Here is an 18,651-nt window from a genome sequence, read left to right on the forward strand (position 1 = left end):
GGCGCTTTTTTATGTGTATTAAGTAAGAAATAAGCCGGTATTAAAGCGACAAGTTTATAGAGTTAAAGACTTATTTAGGACTTGATGACCATACTGGGGAGCGGATAACGCCTTGACCAGACTTACCAAATGACGCACCTCCATTTAGGGACTTAATGGTTAAGACCCCATTACCGCCTTGGGTGGAGGCATACACCACACGCTTGCCATTAGGAGAGAAGCTTGGGGCTTCGTCAATACCTGTGTTACCAAGGTTTGCAGTTATAGCACCGTTACTGTTCATAATCGCGGCTGATCGCCCACTTAAAAACGCAATTTGTGTGCCGTCACTACTAAATTGCGGGCTGGTTGCATAACCGCTATTAGAGACCTTGGTCGTTCGACCTGAGCCAAACTCATAGCGATATATCTGCGGTTTGTTAAAGCCTGCTCTATCAGAGACAAACACAAAAGACTTACCGTCTGGTGCATAGTTTGGTTGGACTTCACTGCTTGGCCAGTTTGTCAGTTTTTTAAGGTTACCACCACCTGCACTCATCTCATAAATATCAGCACTACCCTCAAAGCTACTAGAGAAGAGTATCTTGCTACCATCAGGGGAGAAAGAAGGGCTTAGGTTACTGCCTTTATAAGGGGTAACAACGGTCGCTGCACCGCCGCTGACATTTTGCACATAAATCAACGGATAAGATTTATCGCGCTGTACGGTATAGGCGATACGCGAAGCATCGGGCGACCATGTAGGCGAAAATATGGAGCCTGCTACCTCAGTAATGGTTCTGGCGTTCTCGCCATCGGCATCCATAACTTTTAGGCGAGATATTTTGTCTTTTCCGCGTCCTGTCTCTTCAATATAAGCAATACGACCTGAAAAGTCACCTGGTGTACCAGTGATCAGCTCATAGACTTTATCAGCGATGACGTGCGCGGCATAACGCAAGCTTTCTTGATTATTATCAGCGCTTAAGCTTTGCTTTCCTTGAAGTACACGACCAGATTTGACATCAATTACCTCATAAGTAGTCTCAATTTTACCGCGATTGGTACGGGTGCTACCGACTACTAAATACGGAATACCTAAGCTTTGCCACACTGGTAATGTCTCTGCCAGCTCACTACTGCTGCGCGGTTGCTGAGGCAGGTCTTTGCTAGTCACATTGAGCTCAGTTCTACTCAAATCATTTAAGATAATGGGTGATAGCACAGAGTCGCCAGCGAAAGGCACGAAGGCGACTTGGTTTTGTTGAACTGGAATCTCGTAGTCTAACTCTAATACGACGGGAGCCGCGTATACGCTAGGAGCGATAAGTAGACTTGAGGTGCTAGCAAGTAAGCTAAGCAACAGTTTTTTGTGAGTACGCATGACTGGATTTGGCTCCTAAAATGATATGACAATCGTTTTTTATATACTTTAATTGAGTATTACGGTAAGACAATATTGCCATTGGTGCAAGTTTTTTAAGATAAAACCAACAATAAATCAGCCGTCTATCCTCTTATTAATTGCTGCCTTTAAATCGTATGGTAAAGGTGGGGTATTTGGGATCATCAGTATCAATCGGTAAATGACGAGTATTTAATACCGCTTGTTTGGCCGCTTCATTGACAGCTGAATCAGACCCTGAGACAGAGACATTAACCACATCCCCATTACTATTGACCGTTATGGTCAAGGTTGCCTGCTGAGTTGAGCCTTTAGCTGCTACCGGTGGATTATAGTTGCGCTTAATTAAGCTTACGATCTCACTATTGCTTGCACCGCGACTACTCGTCGACGCACTGCTATTACTGCCTGTTGATTGCCCTGAAGTGTTGGGGCTTCCAGATACTGTCGATTTTCCATCTGCTTCTAGGCTAAAATTTTTGCCAGCATTATTAGTATTACCCGTTTCTATCTCCAAATTGGCCTGTGTATTGTTGGGGCGTTTGATTTTAGGCGGATTATTCTCTGTATAACGAAAAGACTTTAAACGTGCGCGCTCAGCATCAAGCTGGTTTTGTTTGTCTTGTTCTACTTGGTTCAGCTCTTCTAGGGCGGTCTCATCTAGCCGCGCTGCCAGCTCGGCCATATTACGCTCGTACTCTTGCATCTGCTCAATGCGTCGCTGATGCTGCTCCTGACTCATTAGTACTGGTTGGTCCGCTGGCGCATCGGAGCGCGTGAATACAGACTCTCTTTGCAGTTTTGATGATGCATTTTTTTGACTAATATTGCTATTACTGTCTGTAGGTATAGGCTCACTGGTCGCTGTATTACTAGTACTACTAGCGGCCTGAGCTTGCATCGCTGCACGGTTGGCCAGTATTTGTCCTTGCATCTCCGCCAACTCTCCTGGCGTGACCATAGTGGTTTCGATATTGCCAACGGTTTCTAATTCGGGCTGCTGGTAGGTATAGACCAGCAAGCCAAGTACGATGCCATGAGCCAATAGACTTAATAGCAAGGGTAGGGTCAGCCCATTACCTTCGGGCGGAGTTGGGATATAGACGGCAGGAGCATTATTCATGATTGTGATACTCATTGACGTGTGTCATCAGGTTGCCTACTGGATTCAATCAAGCGTATATAAAGAATAATTGTTTTTGATTTAAGCCTATTATAACGTAGGCGTAGGTAGAGGAGCACCTGTTAATAGCCCCACCTTCTGAATACCTGCTTGTTGCAAATTGGCCATCAAGGTCATGATTGCACCGTATTGATTGTTTTGATCAGCGTTAATCATTACCTGAAGCGGTGGCATGTCAGCGTTACTATTTTGCGATTGCAAGTTGGCTAAGGTGTTGATCAATTCAGGCTCACTAATAGGCATGTCTATGTTGTTTTCATAGCTGATAAAAATCTCACCGCTACTTGTCAATGACACGATGACAGGCAGCTGGTTTTGGCTCATCGTATTGGTCTGCTCTTTTGGTAAATCGACATCGACCCCCGTAGTCAGCATTGGCGCTGTCACCATAAATATCACCAGTAGCACCAGCATAACATCGATATAAGGTACGACATTCATCTCAGCATTAAGTGCTTTTTTCTTGCGGCTGTAGGGGTTTGGTTTCATAGCCCTGCCACCTGACCTTCACCAGCTCTACTCTCATTATTTTTATGCGCTTTATTTAGTGCATTTTGAGTATTGGTCTCACGCTGTAGCATTCCTGTCATCTCATCACAAAATAAGGCGCGCGACTCGTAGAGCTGGCCTGACTTTGCTGTAAAGTGGTTATACGCTAATACGGCTGGAATAGCTGCAAATAGCCCCATCGCCGTGGCAATAAGTGCTTCAGCGATACCAGGGGCGACTGAAGCAAGAGTCGCTTGTTCTGTCTGCGAGAGACCCAAAAAGGCATTCATAATACCCCAAACCGTACCAAATAAACCCACATAAGGCGCTACCGAACCGATGCTGGCAAGGGTGGTAATACCGGACTCAAGTAGCTGCTGCTGACGACCAAGTCCAACGCGTAGCTTACGCTCGACGCCATCGATAATGTCATCTTTGGGTTGGCGTTTTTTGTGCATTCTTAAGTATTCAGAAAATCCAATATAAAAAATCTGCTCAAGCCCTTGACGCTCAGGCGAGCCTTGGACACCCTGATAAAGTTTGGCCAAATCCTCACCTGACCAAAACCACGTTTCGAACTGATCATCGAAGTTTTTGGCAGTACCGAGGCGCGCACTTAGACGAAAGATAATAACCCAACTAACCAAAGAGGCTAGTAATAGCAATCCCATCACCATCTGCACGAGCAGACTTGCTTGAGTAATAAGATCGATAATGTTTAATGATTCAGGCATGTAACAGGCTCACTGATGATTAACAACAATTGACCAAAGCTGAGGCCCTGATCAAACAATCCTAAAAGATACAATTTATGTTTATTGTATGATAGCTAATAAATATATTTTATTATTTATTTCAACAATTTAATAAGAAGACAGCGTTTGGATAATAGTATCCTCTCTATGACAATAATATCTCAACCCCTTAGTTTACTGTTAAATAGACAAAAGGTCATTATTAATATGTTTAATGGGCAGTAGAGAGTTTTTGGATTAATAGTTTGATAATGTGTTTTTACCGTGTACTATTGTTTGTAGACAACAGTTAATATTGATTTTAGGCGTGTAAGACATGGGTAATGATTGAATTTGTGCGCGGGTTTCTCTAGAATGTTGCGCTTTGTTACCGCTGTCTTTTGTTTATGACGTCATCATTGCTTTGTTGACGTCATCATTGCTTTGTTGACGTCATCTTTATTTTAGACGCAAATAAACTTGTTCTTTTCACTGGCCAGTTGGGATTGACCCTTATGAATGCAATTGAGCGCTATTTTGGAATTAATGGTGACAATACGACGATAAAAACGGAAATTGTTGCCGGTATAACGACATTTTTAACGATGGCTTATATCATTTTTGTCAACCCCAATATATTAGCAGAAGCGGGCATGGATAAAGGGGCAGTGTTTGTCGCTACCTGTCTTGCCGCTGCGATAGGCTGTTTTATAATGGGTCTTTATGCGCGTTTGCCCGTAGCGTTGGCACCTGGCATGGGTCTTAACGCCTTTTTTACCTATGGTGTGGTTTTAGGGATGGGTTATGCATGGCAGACAGCACTCGGTGCTGTTTTTTTGTCGGGGTGCATATTCATACTATTAAGCTTATTTAAAATCCGTGAATGGATTATTAATTCTATTCCGATCGCTCTTAAACAAGGGGTTATCGCAGGTATCGGTGCATTTTTAGCGTTTATTGCCCTGCAAAGCTCAGGCGTTATCGTTGGGCAAGACGCAACGCTAGTGACGCTTGGTGATATGACCTCATTTGGTCCTATGATGGCATCCATAGGTTTCTTTGTTATCATCGGGCTATCGTATAAAAAAGTCCCCGGTGCTGTGACGATTGGTATTTTACTGGTTGCTTTAATCAGTCTATTGGCAGGTCATACTGAGTTTGCTGGGATTATATCTACGCCACCCTCCATTGCGCCAACTCTTATGCAGCTTGATATTGCTGGGGCGTTTGATGTTACTATGATCAGTGTTATTTTTGCTTTTTTGTTCGTTGATCTATTTGATACCGCAGGTACGCTAGTGGCGACGACAAGCCAAGCGAAATTGATTGATAAAGACGGCAACATACCTAATATGGGCAAAGCACTACTGGCAGATTCGACAGCGACGGTGACAGGTGCGATGCTTGGTACCTCATCGACCACCAGTTACGTTGAGAGTGTGGCAGGTATTGCTGCAGGCGGACGTACGGGACTTGTGGCGGTAACAGTCGGAGTGATGTTCTTATTAAGTACTTTTTTTGCACCGCTCGCTGGTATGATTCCAGCGTACGCTACCGCTGGCGCTATCTTTTACGTCGCCGTACTAATGCTAGGCACGTTAAAAGATATCAACTGGGCAGATTTGACAGATGCAGCACCCGTTGTTGTCGTGCTGTTATTTACGCCACTGACATATTCTATCGCTGATGGTATTGCCCTTGGTTTTATTACCTTTACCGCAGTTAAGCTGATGTCTGGCAAAGTCAATGAAGTGACTCTACCAGTATGGGTGCTAACAATCATCTTACTTGTTAAGATCATATGGTTATAGCTTAATTGTTTATTTATTCACGTTATGTCTGTCAATGTTTAAACCAAGACTTGTCGAACATAGTGTAAATATACACTGCCAATAGGCATTAATGTTTACTACTTTTTACCCTCTTTAACTTCGACTGTTAAGGAGGGTTTTTTATGCAAAACGCAAATATTTTTAACCAAACGATTAACACTATGGCTGCAAAAAACCTTATTAAATAAACAATAATCAACAAAAGACCATCAATTAGGAGCTACCTATAACTTTATACCGCTAACTATTTGTTTTTAAATAATATATTTATTAATATAAATGAGCGATATTGTTAGTTTGAAAAATTGTTTCATGATAATATGGCGGGGTTAAGCGCATCACCTCAATCAACGCCGTAGAGGTTTTTCTTACAGTGAATTAGCGTCATACAAGATGATAATTTTGGTTCAATCAGCTTATATAAAAGCCATTAAATGTTGATCGCACTCCTTTCACTACAGACAAGAAGAAGGCACTAATGCCGCTTAACTGTTCGTTGTTGCCTTTGAATTGTTAACGTAGCACTTTTTTAACAATCGAACGACCTACTTAACCCTCTCCAGCTTATGCTGGATTTGCTCGTTTTGTGATGGTGCCGTTTGGTCTCCTATAGATAGCTGTTATTGGTTGTTTATCACTGCTATTTGGCGGAATGTTTAATTGCTTTATTCTAAATATTTGCGTTATTAAGAGTCCACAAGCGCCATTTATTATGGTTTTTTTAACGATAGTTATGGAGTTGGTATGAACCCAATAGACCAGTTTACCCCCAAAGAGCCTATTTTATTTAATCCTATCGATTTGCTTGCACCTGAGTATATTACTCAGTCTGCAGATGACCTTTATGCGCGTATATCACCGTTATATAGTGTCGATGAAGACCGCTGGTTGGACAGATTGCTACCGCTAGCTAAGCCTAGTGATAAAGAGCGCGATGATGCTAGCGAGCAGACACGTAAACTGGTTGAATACGTGCGTAACGATGGTAAAGCGATCAAGATGGTGGATTCATTGCTACTTGAATATAGCCTTGATACTCAAGAAGGTATCTTGCTAATGAGCTTGGCTGAAGCGTTGATTCGTGTCCCTGACAGCTACACCGCTGATGCGCTAATCCGTGACAAAATGAGTGTAGCCGACTGGAAAAAACATCTAAAAGATGACAACGGTTTTATGGTCAATGCCTCAACATGGGGCATGATGATGACTGGCCGTGTTGTCAGTATTGACAGCAGTACCACCGCCTCTGGATTTTTGGATCGCATGACCAAAAAGATGGGCGAGCCAATGATTCGCGGTGCGATGCAAAAAGCCATGCGCATTATGGGGCATCAGTTTGTATTGGGTGAGACCATTGAAGAGGCCAATAAAAACAGCCAACCTTATCGTAATAAAGGCTATACCTATTCGTTCGATATGCTAGGCGAAGCGGCTATCACTAATAAAGATGCTGAAAAGTACTTCAATGACTACCTACATGCAATTAAAGCGACTGCCAATGTTAGAGTCAAGGAAGGCATGCCTAAGCCCTCTGTATCTATCAAGTTGTCAGCGCTACATCCACGCTATGAAGCAACGCAAGAGGCACAAGTCTTAGGGCTACTACGTCAGCGCTGTTTGCTACTTATTGAAGCGGCACGCGAAGTCGATGTCGATATCAGTATCGATGCAGAAGAAGCGGATCGTCTTGAGATTTCCTTAAAGTTATTTGAATCACTATATCGTGACCCATTGACCGCAGGCTGGGATGGCCTAGGACTAGTCGTTCAGGGCTACTCAAAACGTGCGATTGCGATATTTGCATGGCTTGCTCGTTTGGCCAAAGAAGTGGGCGACCGTATTCCGCTACGTCTAGTCAAAGGCGCGTACTGGGACTTTGAGATTAAGCTTGCGCAGCAAAAAGGTCTGTCAGGCTATCCAGTTTGGACCCGTAAAGAGGGCACAGATACCGCCTATCTTGCTTGCGCACGGTTTTTGTTATCAGAACATTTACGTGGTTTAATTTGGCCACAGTTCGCAACTCACAACGCCCATACTTTGGCATCTGTCATGACCATGAGTACGCACAGAGACTTTGAGTTCCAGCGTCTACATGGGATGGGGGACGCGCTTTATGATCATATTTTACAGTCATACAGTATACCTGTACGTATCTATGCCCCTGTTGGCGCTCATCAAGACTTATTGCCATACTTAGTGCGCCGCTTGCTTGAAAATGGCGCGAACAGCTCATTTGTACACCAGTTATTAGATAAGTCATATCCAATTGATAAGCTTACAGTACATCCATATGACAAGCTATTGGCCAATGAGACTCTGCATAATCCTGAGATTCCGTTACCCCTAGACATCTATGGCAATCGCCGTGCTAGCTTTGGGCCTAATATATTTGTAGAGTCGCAATGGCAGCCGTTCAAAACGGCGATTAATAGTCATTTGAATAATACATGGTCAGCAGCGCCCGTTATCAATGGTCAAGCAGTCAGCACATTTGAGCAGGATGGCACAAGTCATCAGCTTGAGAGTCATACAGTGCGTGCGCCTTGGAACCATGAAGTTGTGGCTGGCAAAGTACAATATGCCAATGCAGATTTGGCTCGTCAAGCCATCGATGCTGCTGTCGCTGGACAAGCGAGTTGGCAAGCAGTACCGGCTTCTGAGCGTGCAGCTATCTTACGCAAAACTGCTGATTTGTACGAAGAAAATTACGCTGAGCTAATGGCGTTATGCCAAATGGAGGCGGGCAAAACGACACAAGACAGCATTGATGAAATCAAAGAAGCGGTCGATTTTTGTCGTTTTTATGCCGATGAAGCGGAGCGCTTGAACGATATCACCCATGAATTTACAGACTTAGCTGGTAAGCAGTCACGCCAAGTTTATAAGGCGCGCGGCACCTTTGTCTGTATCAGCCCATGGAACTTTCCATTGGCAATTTATACAGGTCAAATCGTTGCAGCATTAGCAGCAGGCAATACGGTGGTAGCAAAGCCAGCAGAACAAACCAGCTTGATCGCACATTTTGGTGCTAAGTTGATGTATCAAGCTGGCGTGCCGAGTGAGGCATTGCAGTTTGTCACTGGTGCAGGTGAAGTAGGCGGTGCGCTGACAGCAGCAGACAACTTATCTGGGGTTATCTTTACGGGCTCAACGCAAACCGCGCAGCGTATCAACCAAAGCTTAAATGATCATGCGCAAACAAGTGGCGAGCTGCCAATTTTGATTGCTGAAACTGGTGGTCAAAATGCCATGATCGTCGATTCCACGGCATTGCCAGAACAGGTGGTCAAAGACGCTGTGCTATCGGCGTTTGGTTCAGCAGGACAGCGCTGTTCTGCATGCCGTATATTGTGTGTACAAGAAGATGTGGCAGATGGACTGATTGAATTACTACAAGGTCATATGGCAGAGCTTATCGTAGGTAATCCAACTTACGTTGCAACAGATGTCGGTCCAGTGATTGATGCAGATGCTAAGCAGGGGCTCGAGAGTCATATCGAGCGTATGAAATCTGAGCCGACAGCGGCTATCTTGGCGCAAACACCTATGAGTGCTAGCTCAGTAGTCAGTGAAGAGCAATCTACCTTTGTATTGCCGACAGCGATTGAGGTACAAACCATCGACGTTATTGGTGGCGAGCATTTTGGCCCGATATTGCACGTACTGCGTTATAAGGCTCGTGAGTTGGATCAGCTTATCGATGCGATTAATGCGACAGGTTTTGGTTTAACCTTAGGTATCCATAGCCGTATTGAAAATATCGCTGAGCATATCGAGCGCCGCGCTGTTGTAGGTAATACTTATGTCAATCGTAACCAAATCGGTGCTGTGGTCAACGTTCAACCTTTCGGTGGCTGCGGCTTATCAGGGACTGGCCCAAAAGCTGGTGGTCCACATTATGTAGCACGTTTGATGAAGCTAAGCTCTGAATCTTTTAGCTCAGCAAAACCAAACGCTACAAAACTGGCTACCGAAGCATCTAGTACTGTAAACAATACGACATCAACCACTCAAACAGAGCTTGCATAAGGAGTAGCAACATGGCAAACGAATTCAAAAAAAATCATGCTCAAGTTTGTGAAGCTTGGCGATTACTTGGCGCAGTACAGCGTGCTACTTATCTGGAAGCTGCCATTCCTAAGCTGGCATTGTTCACAGGGGACGCCAATAAAGCGCGTCGCTTGTTCAATCATTTGCTAAGCGCAGCACCCAGTCTTGATGAAGTACATCGTATGACAGGTGCTACAGGCGAGTCCAACGATCTTTATGTGACTGCCCGTGGTAAGACGATGGTTGTCGGTGGCGAGTCTGCCAGAACAATGGCGGTGCTCGGTCAGCTTATCGCTGCATTATTGACAGGCAATGAAGTCATCTTGCATTGTCCAAGCCAAGAAGAGATGTGCGTAGAAGCCGCAAAAGTACTCTATGATACGGGTATCAGTGAGGATGTGCTGAGTGTTGCAAACGACTCAAAAACGATTACTTTGCTACATATCGATCGTCTCGCGCAAGTAGCAGTTGCAGGTAGCGCTGCTGAAGTGCAAGAGATCAGTCAAACATTGGCTGATACTGATGGCATCTTAACTCAAGTGATTGCAGTGACAGATATGGATGGCTTATCAGACATGCTTACGCTAGATTATCTACATCGTTTTGTCACTGAGCGAGTGATCACTATCAATACCACTGCTATTGGCGGTAATGCAAGCCTGCTTGAGCTTGGAACATAATAAAAAGTAGTGTAAGACATACTAAGCAGTTAAGTGCTTAGTAGTTAGAATATTAATTAGTAGTATATAGATGACGGTTAGTGTTTATTTACAAGAGTTTTAAAACTTTTGGAGATAAGTGCTAACCGTTTTTTTTGTCAATTTTAAAGTGTTTTATGACTTATAAGATGTTTTCTAAAAGTTTTACTAAACGTTATTTAATCGCTTGTAGGTGAGCAATAGGGGTGATAATATAAATAAAACCTGACTAAATAGTCATCTTTATAAGAGTAGAAATTTGATGTTCTATTGTACTTTTGATCAGCATGTGTTCAGAATATAGTCATATTACAATATTTTATAAAGCTCAATTTTTTAGCCGAGTCCTGCTATGATTAGTTTCTATCTAAACGGAAAGCGCCACGAGTTAAACGACCTCAATCCGAATACAACGGTACTTGAGTATTTGCGCTTATATGAGCATCAAACTGATACTAAAGAAGGCTGCGGTAGTGGGGATTGCGGCGCTTGTACTATTATGGCGCAACGCCTGCCTAATCATGCGACGAGCGAGCCTAGCGACAGCACTCCTTTTTATACCTTCAACTCCTGTATTACTCTATTGTCGTTGATGGATGGACATCATCTGATGACAGCGTCTTATCTAGCGGATAACCCAGCGCATCACCCAGAGCGGGCACTGTTACATCCTGCACAGCAAGCGATGGTCGACTGTCATGGCTCGCAGTGCGGATTTTGTACCCCAGGTTTTGTGATGTCGCTTGCAAATGTATATGAAAACCATCGCATGCAGCATAACCGTGTTAAGCAAGTCACTGCCAAGCAGGACATCATAAATGGTCAGCCCACCAACAATGATTTAAGCTATGAGGATATTGTCGCTTCCATATCAGGGAATCTATGCCGATGTACTGGTTATCGCCCCATCATCGAAGCTGGTCTAATGATGGGCAAAATCGGTCAACAAAGAGACGCTGATCAAACAGCCGCAAAGGACTTGAGCATAAGTTTAGCGACTGATGTCATGGCAAACGACAAAAAATCGCTACCTAAAAGCATAGCAACAGATACAGTAGATCAGGTGTCAACTACTACGCTGGCATTGGCTAAAGGAGTACGACAGCTATTTATTCCAAAATCAATGAACGAGCTTGATGAGCTATTAGCCTTATACCCAAGTGCAACCATTTGGGCGGGTGGTACGGATTTGGGATTGAGCATTACTCAGCATTTAGTTGACCATGAAACTATCATTCAGCTGTCAGCCATTGACGAGCTAAAATCATGGTCGTTGTCTGATTTAGACCCTCGATCTAAATCAGATAATGCTACTAATGCCAATGTAGAAGCGAAAACTTTGAAACTTGGTGCAGGTATGACCTATCAGCACATGCTGCCGATACTTGAGCAGTATTTTCCTGCCTTTGCTGCGCTATTTGCCAGAATTGCGTCACCGCAAATACGTAATATGGGTACGCTCGGCGGTAATATTGCCAATGCCTCGCCTATCGGTGATCTGCCTCCCATTTTATTAGCATTAGACGCTCGCGTTCATTTGCGTCATTGTGGTCCTGATAATAAAAATGACAGTGCAAAAAAGATTAGTGATAAAGATAAAGTCAACAACGTTGAATATAGTAAAAAGTCTTATGTTGACGAGATAATACCTTTATCAGAGTTTTTTATAGATTATAAAAAGACCAAGCTGCGGGCAGGCAGTTATATCGTCGCTGTTCATATACCACTGATGCAGGATAACCAGCACCTATTTATTCATAAAATTAGCAAGCGTTATGAAGATGATATATCCGCTTGTTTGGTCGCTATAAGAATTGATCTGTCAGCAAACGGTAACAGTATCAACCATGCAAAAGTCGGTCTGGGCGGTATGGCGGCTATACCATTGTTAGCTAAGAATTGTCAGCAAGCACTTCTAGGACAGCCTCTTGAGGTAACAAGTTTTGAGAGCGCTGCAAAAGCACTACCGATGGATGTCTCGCCATTAACAGATGTCCGAGCCAGCCGTGAGTATCGCTTGCATGTGGTACAACGGTTATTGATTAAGTGTGGCAAGCAGCTGATAAGAGATGTGCAGGTTGAAAATGCTTAACAGATTTATTAACGATAATTTTTAAATGATAGCTAAAGCGCTAAAGGCTGAATTTGTAGCTTTTGCTCCGTTTATAAAAGCACCAATATAGAGAGAATTATCATGAGCCATCAATCATCCTTATTTGACAGCTACAGTATTCGCCGCGTACGTCCGCCAAAGAACAAAATCGGCACTTCTGCCAAGCATGATAGTGCAATCAGTCACGTCATGGGAACGGCTACTTATGTGGACGATATTTTAAAGCCACAGGGCACGCTACATCTAGCCGTCGGCAAAAGCAGTCACGCTCATGCTCGTATAACCAGTATGGATCTCAGCGCAGTCAAAGCGGCTGATGGGGTGATTGATGTTCTAAGCTTTAAGGATTTGCCTGCCCAAACAGATATCGGAGCGGTATTTGATGGTGAGCCATTGATGGTGGATGAGATTACACAATACGTGGGACAAACGCTTTTTTTAGTCGTGGCAACCACTCACCGTGCTGCAAAAAAAGCCGTGCTTAAAGCCGTGATAGAATATGAACCATTATCAGCAATACTGAGTGTTGATGAAGCTTTAGAGCAAGAGCAATTTGTACGCCCAAGCCATTTTATGCAGCGCGGTGATATCGATGCCGCACTTGCGAATGCGCCTAAGCGTATCGCAGGCCATATTCATATGCTCGGACAAGAGCATTTCTATCTTGAAGGGCAGGTGTCATATGTGGTGCCTTGCGATGATGGTGGGCTTGAAGTTTATACTTCATCGCAGCATCCAAGTGAAGTGCAGCAGCTGGTCGCCGAGGTGACAGATCTGCCATTTCATGCGGTCAATACGGTTGTGCGTAGAATGGGTGGCGGCTTTGGTGGTAAAGAAACTCAAGCAGCTGCTTGGGCATGCTTTTGCGGTATCATTGCTAAGCGTCACAATGTACCTGTCAGTATGCGCCTAGATCGCCAAGATGATATGGTTGTGACCGGTAAACGTCACGAATTTGTCAATCGTTATGAAGTCGGTGTTGATGACTCAGGGCAAATCCTAGGTGTCGATATGCAGCTGGCTGGTCTATGTGGTTATGCACCAGACTTGTCTGATGCTATCGTTGATCGAGCGATGTTCCACTGTGACAACGCGTATTATTATCCAGCCGCGCACGTGGCAGGTCATCGCTGTAAAACGCACACGGTATCGAACACGGCCTATCGAGGTTTTGGCGGGCCTCAAGGTCTGATGACTGCCGAATATATGATGGATCATATCGCCTATACTTTAGGCAAAGACCCTCTGCAAGTGCGTTTGACGAACCTCTACCAGAATGGCCAAAGTACTCATTATGGTCAGCCAATCGAGCATTTTGATTTGGCAAAGATTATGGATACACTGGCATCAGACTGTGATTACGATAAGCGCCGTCAGCAGATTATAAGAGCCAATGAGCAAGCCGAAGCTACAGGTAGCGACAAACGTCTTGGTATTGCCCTAACACCTGTCAAGTTTGGCATCTCGTTTACCGTACAGACATTGAACCAAGCAGGCGCTTTGGTACACATCTATACTGATGGCAGCATCCACCTCAATCATGGCGGGACAGAGATGGGGCAAGGGCTATTTGTCAAAATCGCTCAAATCGTTGCCAATGAGTTTGCTGTAGATTTGGATACTGTAAAAGTATCCGCAACGCGTACTGACAAAGTACCCAATACCTCACCGACAGCGGCTTCATCAGGCACCGATATCAACGGTAAAGCCGCGCAAAACGCTTGTTTAACTATTAAAGCCCGCATTGTCGAGTTTGCCGCTGAGCATTTTTCAGTGGCGAAAAAAGACATACGTTTTGAGCGCAACCATGTTTATATTGGCGACAAGGAAGACTTTACTTTTGCGGAAATGGTACAGTTAGCGTATCAGCACCGCGTTAGCCTATCTTCTACGGGTTATTATAAAACGCCTAAGATCTTTTATGACCGCTCTAAAGCGTGGGGTCGACCTTTCTTTTACTTTGCTTTAGGTGCGGCCTGTTCTGAAGTTGAAATAGATACGTTAACTGGCGAGTATCAAGTACTGCGCTGCGATATCTTGCATGATGCAGGACAGTCGATTAACCCTGCTATTGATATTGGTCAGATTGAAGGCGGCTTTGTACAAGGTATGGGATGGCTCACAACAGAGGAGTTGACTTGGGATAAAAAGGGCACACTAGCATCTAATAGCCCAGCCAACTATAAGATTCCAACGTCACATGATTTGCCAAAACAATTTAACGTTAAACTATACGATCGTAAAAACGAAGAGCAAACTATCTATAACTCTAAAGCAGTTGGTGAGCCGCCTTTTATGCTGGCAGCTAGCGTTTGGTGTGCTATTAACAATGCAGTCGCAAGCTTAAGTGATTATAAAAAGAACCCCGATCTTACGATGCCAGCAACTCCAGAGGCAGTATTAAAAGCGGTGATGCGTATGCAAGGCGAGCAATGGGAGATTGACACAAACGTAAACTTTGATGCGCTTGAGAGTTTGACCGAAGATGAGGACAACTGTGGTATTGACGACGATAAAGTTAAGCCACAACTTGTACCGCATGCCGAAGATATCAATCCGCCAGAGGTCGAAGGTCAGACAGTCGATGACCAACCAGAAGCAATAGAGCACCCTAACGTGGCAGGTGCAAGAGGCCCTGCACATAGTGAACCTACGCACAGTGAGTGAGTTATTGGCAACTCCCACGCGCTGGTATGACGGTTTAGTACAATATCAGCACCAAGGTCTGGCACACGTGTTAGCGACTGTCGTTGCGGTTAATGGCTCAGCGCCGCGAGCACTACAAGCAAAAATGGTGGTCACACAGGATGGCTACTGCGATACGCTTGGTGGTGGCGGTCTTGAGCATGATGTTATCACGACAGCAAGGCAACTGCTAAATGGTGAAATAGACATAACCGTACCAAAAATATCCAAAAGAAACAAAAACGCTAATAAGGACATTGATAACGACAATAACGAAGATAACGACAATGAGTCAAAGCCATCTAAAACGGTAAGACGCGATGCTGTCTATACGAAGCATTATCCGCTAGGTGCAAAGCTGGCACAGTGCTGCGGTGGTAGTGTCACTGTCATGTTTGAATGTTTTAATATAACGCCGCCAATGTCGATATTGGTATTTGGGGCAGGGCACGTGGCAGCAGCGTTGATGACGATACTGGCAGAGCTGCCTTGCCAGGTGGATTGGGTAGACAGTCGTCCTGAAATGTTTGAGCGTTATTTATTAGATAAATCTCATTTGCCAAACAAATCTATTCAAACCGAAGGTTTATCTCAAGGATTAGAAACCCAGTCTAGCTTAAATCAGCCTAAACTTTATAATCTTCCTGCCCATATCCGTGCGCATATTGATGATGATCCTGTTGATTTTATTTATCCGTTTATTGAACCATTTAAACAAAGCGGTCAGCGTTTTATCCTAGTGATGACCCATGATCATAGTCTTGATTTTGAATTGATACGTGCAGCTTTAGATGCTGGTTTAGACGCAAATAATAGTTTGGCGACTAGTCCTAATAATAATTCAGAAATATTAATGCCTTATATCGGTTGTATTGGCTCGGCAACTAAAGCCGCGCGTTTTAAAAACCGGCTGCTGCAACGTGACTATGATGAGAAGGTAGTTGATAAACTAACTATGCCAATAGGATTACCAATCGGTGGTAAAGAGCCAATGGCTGTTGCCGTATCTATTACTGCACAAATTTTGCAACATTATCATCAGCTGTAATTACAAATTTTCTACTTTTAACTATTTAACTTTATTATTACATTGTAAAAGTAAAATGCTGGGCTAAATACGCTAGCCTACAAAAGTTTATACTAATTGGCTATATAATTGATTTATTCTAGAAGTGTTACAGTGCTTCTGGTATAGATTTGATGCAGCCTCTGTCTGCGAAGGCACAGTACGCAAGTAAAAACTATACCAGTAGTACGATGATATGAATTTACTTCTTGATTAGCAGCATTATGCCCTACGAGACTCCCAAATGACCCTACACATTTACCAAGCGCAGCTCCTGCACTATCTTACCGAAGATGATCTGAATCAAAGGGCTGAGTGTGCGCACGCTGAAAAATCTAACTCAACATCTTCTAATTATTTAAATACAACAACTGTTGCAACTGTTGATAAAAATATAACGCTACTACCAGTCATTGCGGGCATGAACGTTTATCCTGAGTATATTGCTAAGGGTGCGCTGGTTGTCGACGATGTGACAGGCCACATTGTAGATTATGGTAGTAGCGAAACAATACTAGCGAATTATGCTCAAACTAATGATCAAGCACTGGTAAAGATTCATAATTATCGAGATAAGCTGATTATGCCGGGATTCATCGATACCCATGTGCACTATCCGCAGATAGATATGATTGCAGCTTACGGTGAGCAGCTACTCGATTGGCTTAATAATTATACTTTTGTCACTGAAGCCAATTTTGGTGATCCAAAGGTTGCCCATGATACCGCGCAATTCTTCTTAAACCAGTTACTCGCCAATGGTACAACCAGCGCCATGGTGTTCTCTACTAGCCATCCTGAGTCCGCAGAAGCCTTTTTTACTGAAAGTCACAGGCTTAATACCCGCATGATTACGGGTAATGTGTTGATGGACCAAAACGCGCCGAAGCATCTTTGTGTCTCTGCTGAACAGAGCATTCAAGACACGCAAAACATTATTAATAACTGGCATGGACATGGACGTCAACATGTGGCCATTACCCCAAGGTTTGCGATTACCTCAACGCCAAAACAGCTGCAATTGGCAGGCGAGTTATATGCCAGCTATGACACTGTTTATCTACAAACACATCTGGCAGAAAACCGTGATGAAGTGGCTTTTGTACGTAAGCTCTATCCCAATCATAAAGGTTATCTCGATGTCTATGCAGATATGGGGCTACTGGGTCGGTATACTACCTTGGCACATGGTATCTACCTTGAGACTCCAGAATATGAAAAGCTATGCGAGACTGGCACACAAATAGCGCATTGTCCAACGTCCAACCTATTTTTGGGTAGCGGATTATTTGATTTGCCTAAAACGTTAAGTTATACCGGCGTTAGTATTGCTACTGATGTAGGGGCGGGGACCAGTTTATCGATGCTAACGACTTTAAATGAAGCGTATAAAGTTCAGCAGCTACAAAACAACCAACTGTCCGCTCATCAAGGGTTATATCAAATTACTTTAGGCAATGCTCAATCACTACTGCTGGACGATAAAATCGGTAACTTTGTGCCGAATAAAGAAGCGGATTTTGTCGTGATAGATATGGCAGCAACGCCTTTGTTAGAAAGACGTATGGCGCAGACTAAAACCCTTGAAGAACGATTATTTGTATTGATGATGATCGGTGATGATAGGGTAATTGATGAGACGGTCATTGCGGGAGTAAGTTGTTATAAATCGCGGTCATTTTAGATTTAAAGCAACTTAACGCTTATAAAGCAGTAGCTAAATTGACTTCAATAAATGTTATATTGGTTCGTAACGACTATTTTCATAGTGGCTATTAATGATAGTCATGAACTTGCAGAGGTTAATGACGATAAAACTATTCTCTGTCGGTGCCATGATTAAACGCTTAACACGTCCAAAAAGTTTAAGGAAGTTACCATAATATGGCTTTAGATATGTACTTTAAAAACGGCATGATTCGCAAAACGCGTTGCCAAATATCGAATGATCTAGTGCCCACTCTTTATCAGATTCATAACAATGCCAGCTTTCCGCAATTGACTTGGCTGATTGATAATCTTTATAGAAGTCCGCAGATTGAACCTGATATCGCACAAGCCTTGGCTGATGAGATGGTAGTGTTTGAAAGATTGATACTCTCGCTGCATCTGCCTTTTCCTAAGCTGTCACTACAAAAGCTACATGCTTTTTTTACAGGCGCGGCGAGCCGTCAACAGATCATTTATACCAGTAGCGACTGACTTTATAGTTTAACAGGTGTTTATTTGCTCACAACGAATAGGTACGTCTCACTTATGCGCTACCAATTTAGCCACTGCTGATTGAATATAAATCTGTGGCTGAGGAGTATGAAAGACCTTTCATGATTTAACCGTTATCAACCAAATACTACAATCACCTTGCATCACAAACCATCTTGAATCACACCCGCATAACCTCCATAATCTAAGCACTC

12 protein-coding genes are annotated in these 18,651 nt (G+C 43.6%); 8 read left to right on the forward strand and 4 right to left on the reverse strand.

Features of this window, described 5'->3' with window-relative positions; translation table 11 throughout:
* Positions 1–70: 70 nt before the first annotated feature.
* The 4 genes from PENNN9_RS05030 to tolQ form a co-directional block, all read right to left on the reverse strand.
* Entirely contained in the window at positions 71–1,363 is a 1,293-nt protein-coding gene (locus PENNN9_RS05030) for a PD40 domain-containing protein (protein WP_058368629.1), read from the reverse strand.
* Between the two features lie 136 nt (positions 1,364–1,499).
* The gene (locus tag PENNN9_RS05035; RefSeq protein ID WP_227511728.1) at positions 1,500–2,522 is read right to left on the reverse strand and encodes a cell envelope integrity protein TolA; all 1,023 of its coding nucleotides are present in this window, start codon (positions 2,520–2,522) and stop codon (positions 1,500–1,502) included.
* Between the two features lie 75 nt (positions 2,523–2,597).
* A complete protein-coding gene (gene tolR / locus PENNN9_RS05040) occupies positions 2,598–3,056 on the reverse strand; it encodes a protein TolR (protein WP_058368631.1) in 459 nt (152 codons plus the stop codon).
* Positions 3,053–3,790 carry a protein TolQ gene (tolQ, locus tag PENNN9_RS05045; protein ID WP_058368632.1) on the reverse strand — a complete coding sequence of 246 codons (738 nt, stop codon included), beginning with the start codon at positions 3,788–3,790 and terminating at the stop codon, positions 3,053–3,055. The genes tolR and tolQ overlap by 4 nt, the downstream gene beginning before the upstream one ends.
* Before the next feature lie 515 nt (positions 3,791–4,305).
* Here tolQ and PENNN9_RS05050 point away from each other — a divergent pair.
* The 8 genes from PENNN9_RS05050 (at position 4,306) to PENNN9_RS05085 (ending at position 18,436) form a co-directional block, all read left to right on the forward strand.
* On the forward strand, positions 4,306–5,601 hold the full coding sequence (locus PENNN9_RS05050) for an NCS2 family permease (RefSeq protein WP_058368633.1): 1,296 nt from the start codon (positions 4,306–4,308) through the stop codon (positions 5,599–5,601).
* A 765-nt stretch (positions 5,602–6,366) separates the two neighbouring features.
* The gene (gene putA / locus PENNN9_RS05055; protein WP_058368634.1) at positions 6,367–9,651 is read left to right on the forward strand and encodes a bifunctional proline dehydrogenase/L-glutamate gamma-semialdehyde dehydrogenase PutA; all 3,285 of its coding nucleotides are present in this window, start codon (positions 6,367–6,369) and stop codon (positions 9,649–9,651) included.
* 11 nt (positions 9,652–9,662) lie between these two features.
* Positions 9,663–10,352: a hypothetical protein gene (locus PENNN9_RS05060; RefSeq protein WP_058368635.1), complete on the forward strand. Its 690-nt coding sequence runs from the start codon at positions 9,663–9,665 to the stop codon at positions 10,350–10,352.
* A gap of 370 nt (positions 10,353–10,722) precedes the next feature.
* Entirely contained in the window at positions 10,723–12,462 is a 1,740-nt protein-coding gene (locus PENNN9_RS05065; RefSeq protein WP_058368636.1) for a xanthine dehydrogenase small subunit, read from the forward strand.
* A gap of 102 nt (positions 12,463–12,564) precedes the next feature.
* Positions 12,565–15,150 (forward strand): xanthine dehydrogenase molybdopterin binding subunit, encoded by a 2,586-nt coding sequence (gene xdhB / locus PENNN9_RS05070; RefSeq protein WP_058368637.1) that lies wholly within the window; start codon positions 12,565–12,567, stop codon positions 15,148–15,150.
* Positions 15,128–16,216 carry an XdhC family protein gene (locus tag PENNN9_RS05075; protein ID WP_227511729.1) on the forward strand — a complete coding sequence of 363 codons (1,089 nt, stop codon included), beginning with the start codon at positions 15,128–15,130 and terminating at the stop codon, positions 16,214–16,216. The genes xdhB and PENNN9_RS05075 overlap by 23 nt, the downstream gene beginning before the upstream one ends.
* Positions 16,217–16,478: 262 nt before the next feature.
* On the forward strand, positions 16,479–17,918 hold the full coding sequence (guaD, locus tag PENNN9_RS05080; protein ID WP_082637999.1) for a guanine deaminase: 1,440 nt from the start codon (positions 16,479–16,481) through the stop codon (positions 17,916–17,918).
* A gap of 200 nt (positions 17,919–18,118) precedes the next feature.
* A complete protein-coding gene (locus tag PENNN9_RS05085) occupies positions 18,119–18,436 on the forward strand; it encodes a hypothetical protein (RefSeq protein WP_058368639.1) in 318 nt (105 codons plus the stop codon).
* Positions 18,437–18,651 lie beyond the last annotated feature (215 nt).

The sequence above is a fragment of the Psychrobacter sp. ENNN9_III genome (genome assembly GCF_001462175.1).
Lineage (GTDB): Bacteria > Pseudomonadota > Gammaproteobacteria > Pseudomonadales > Moraxellaceae > Psychrobacter.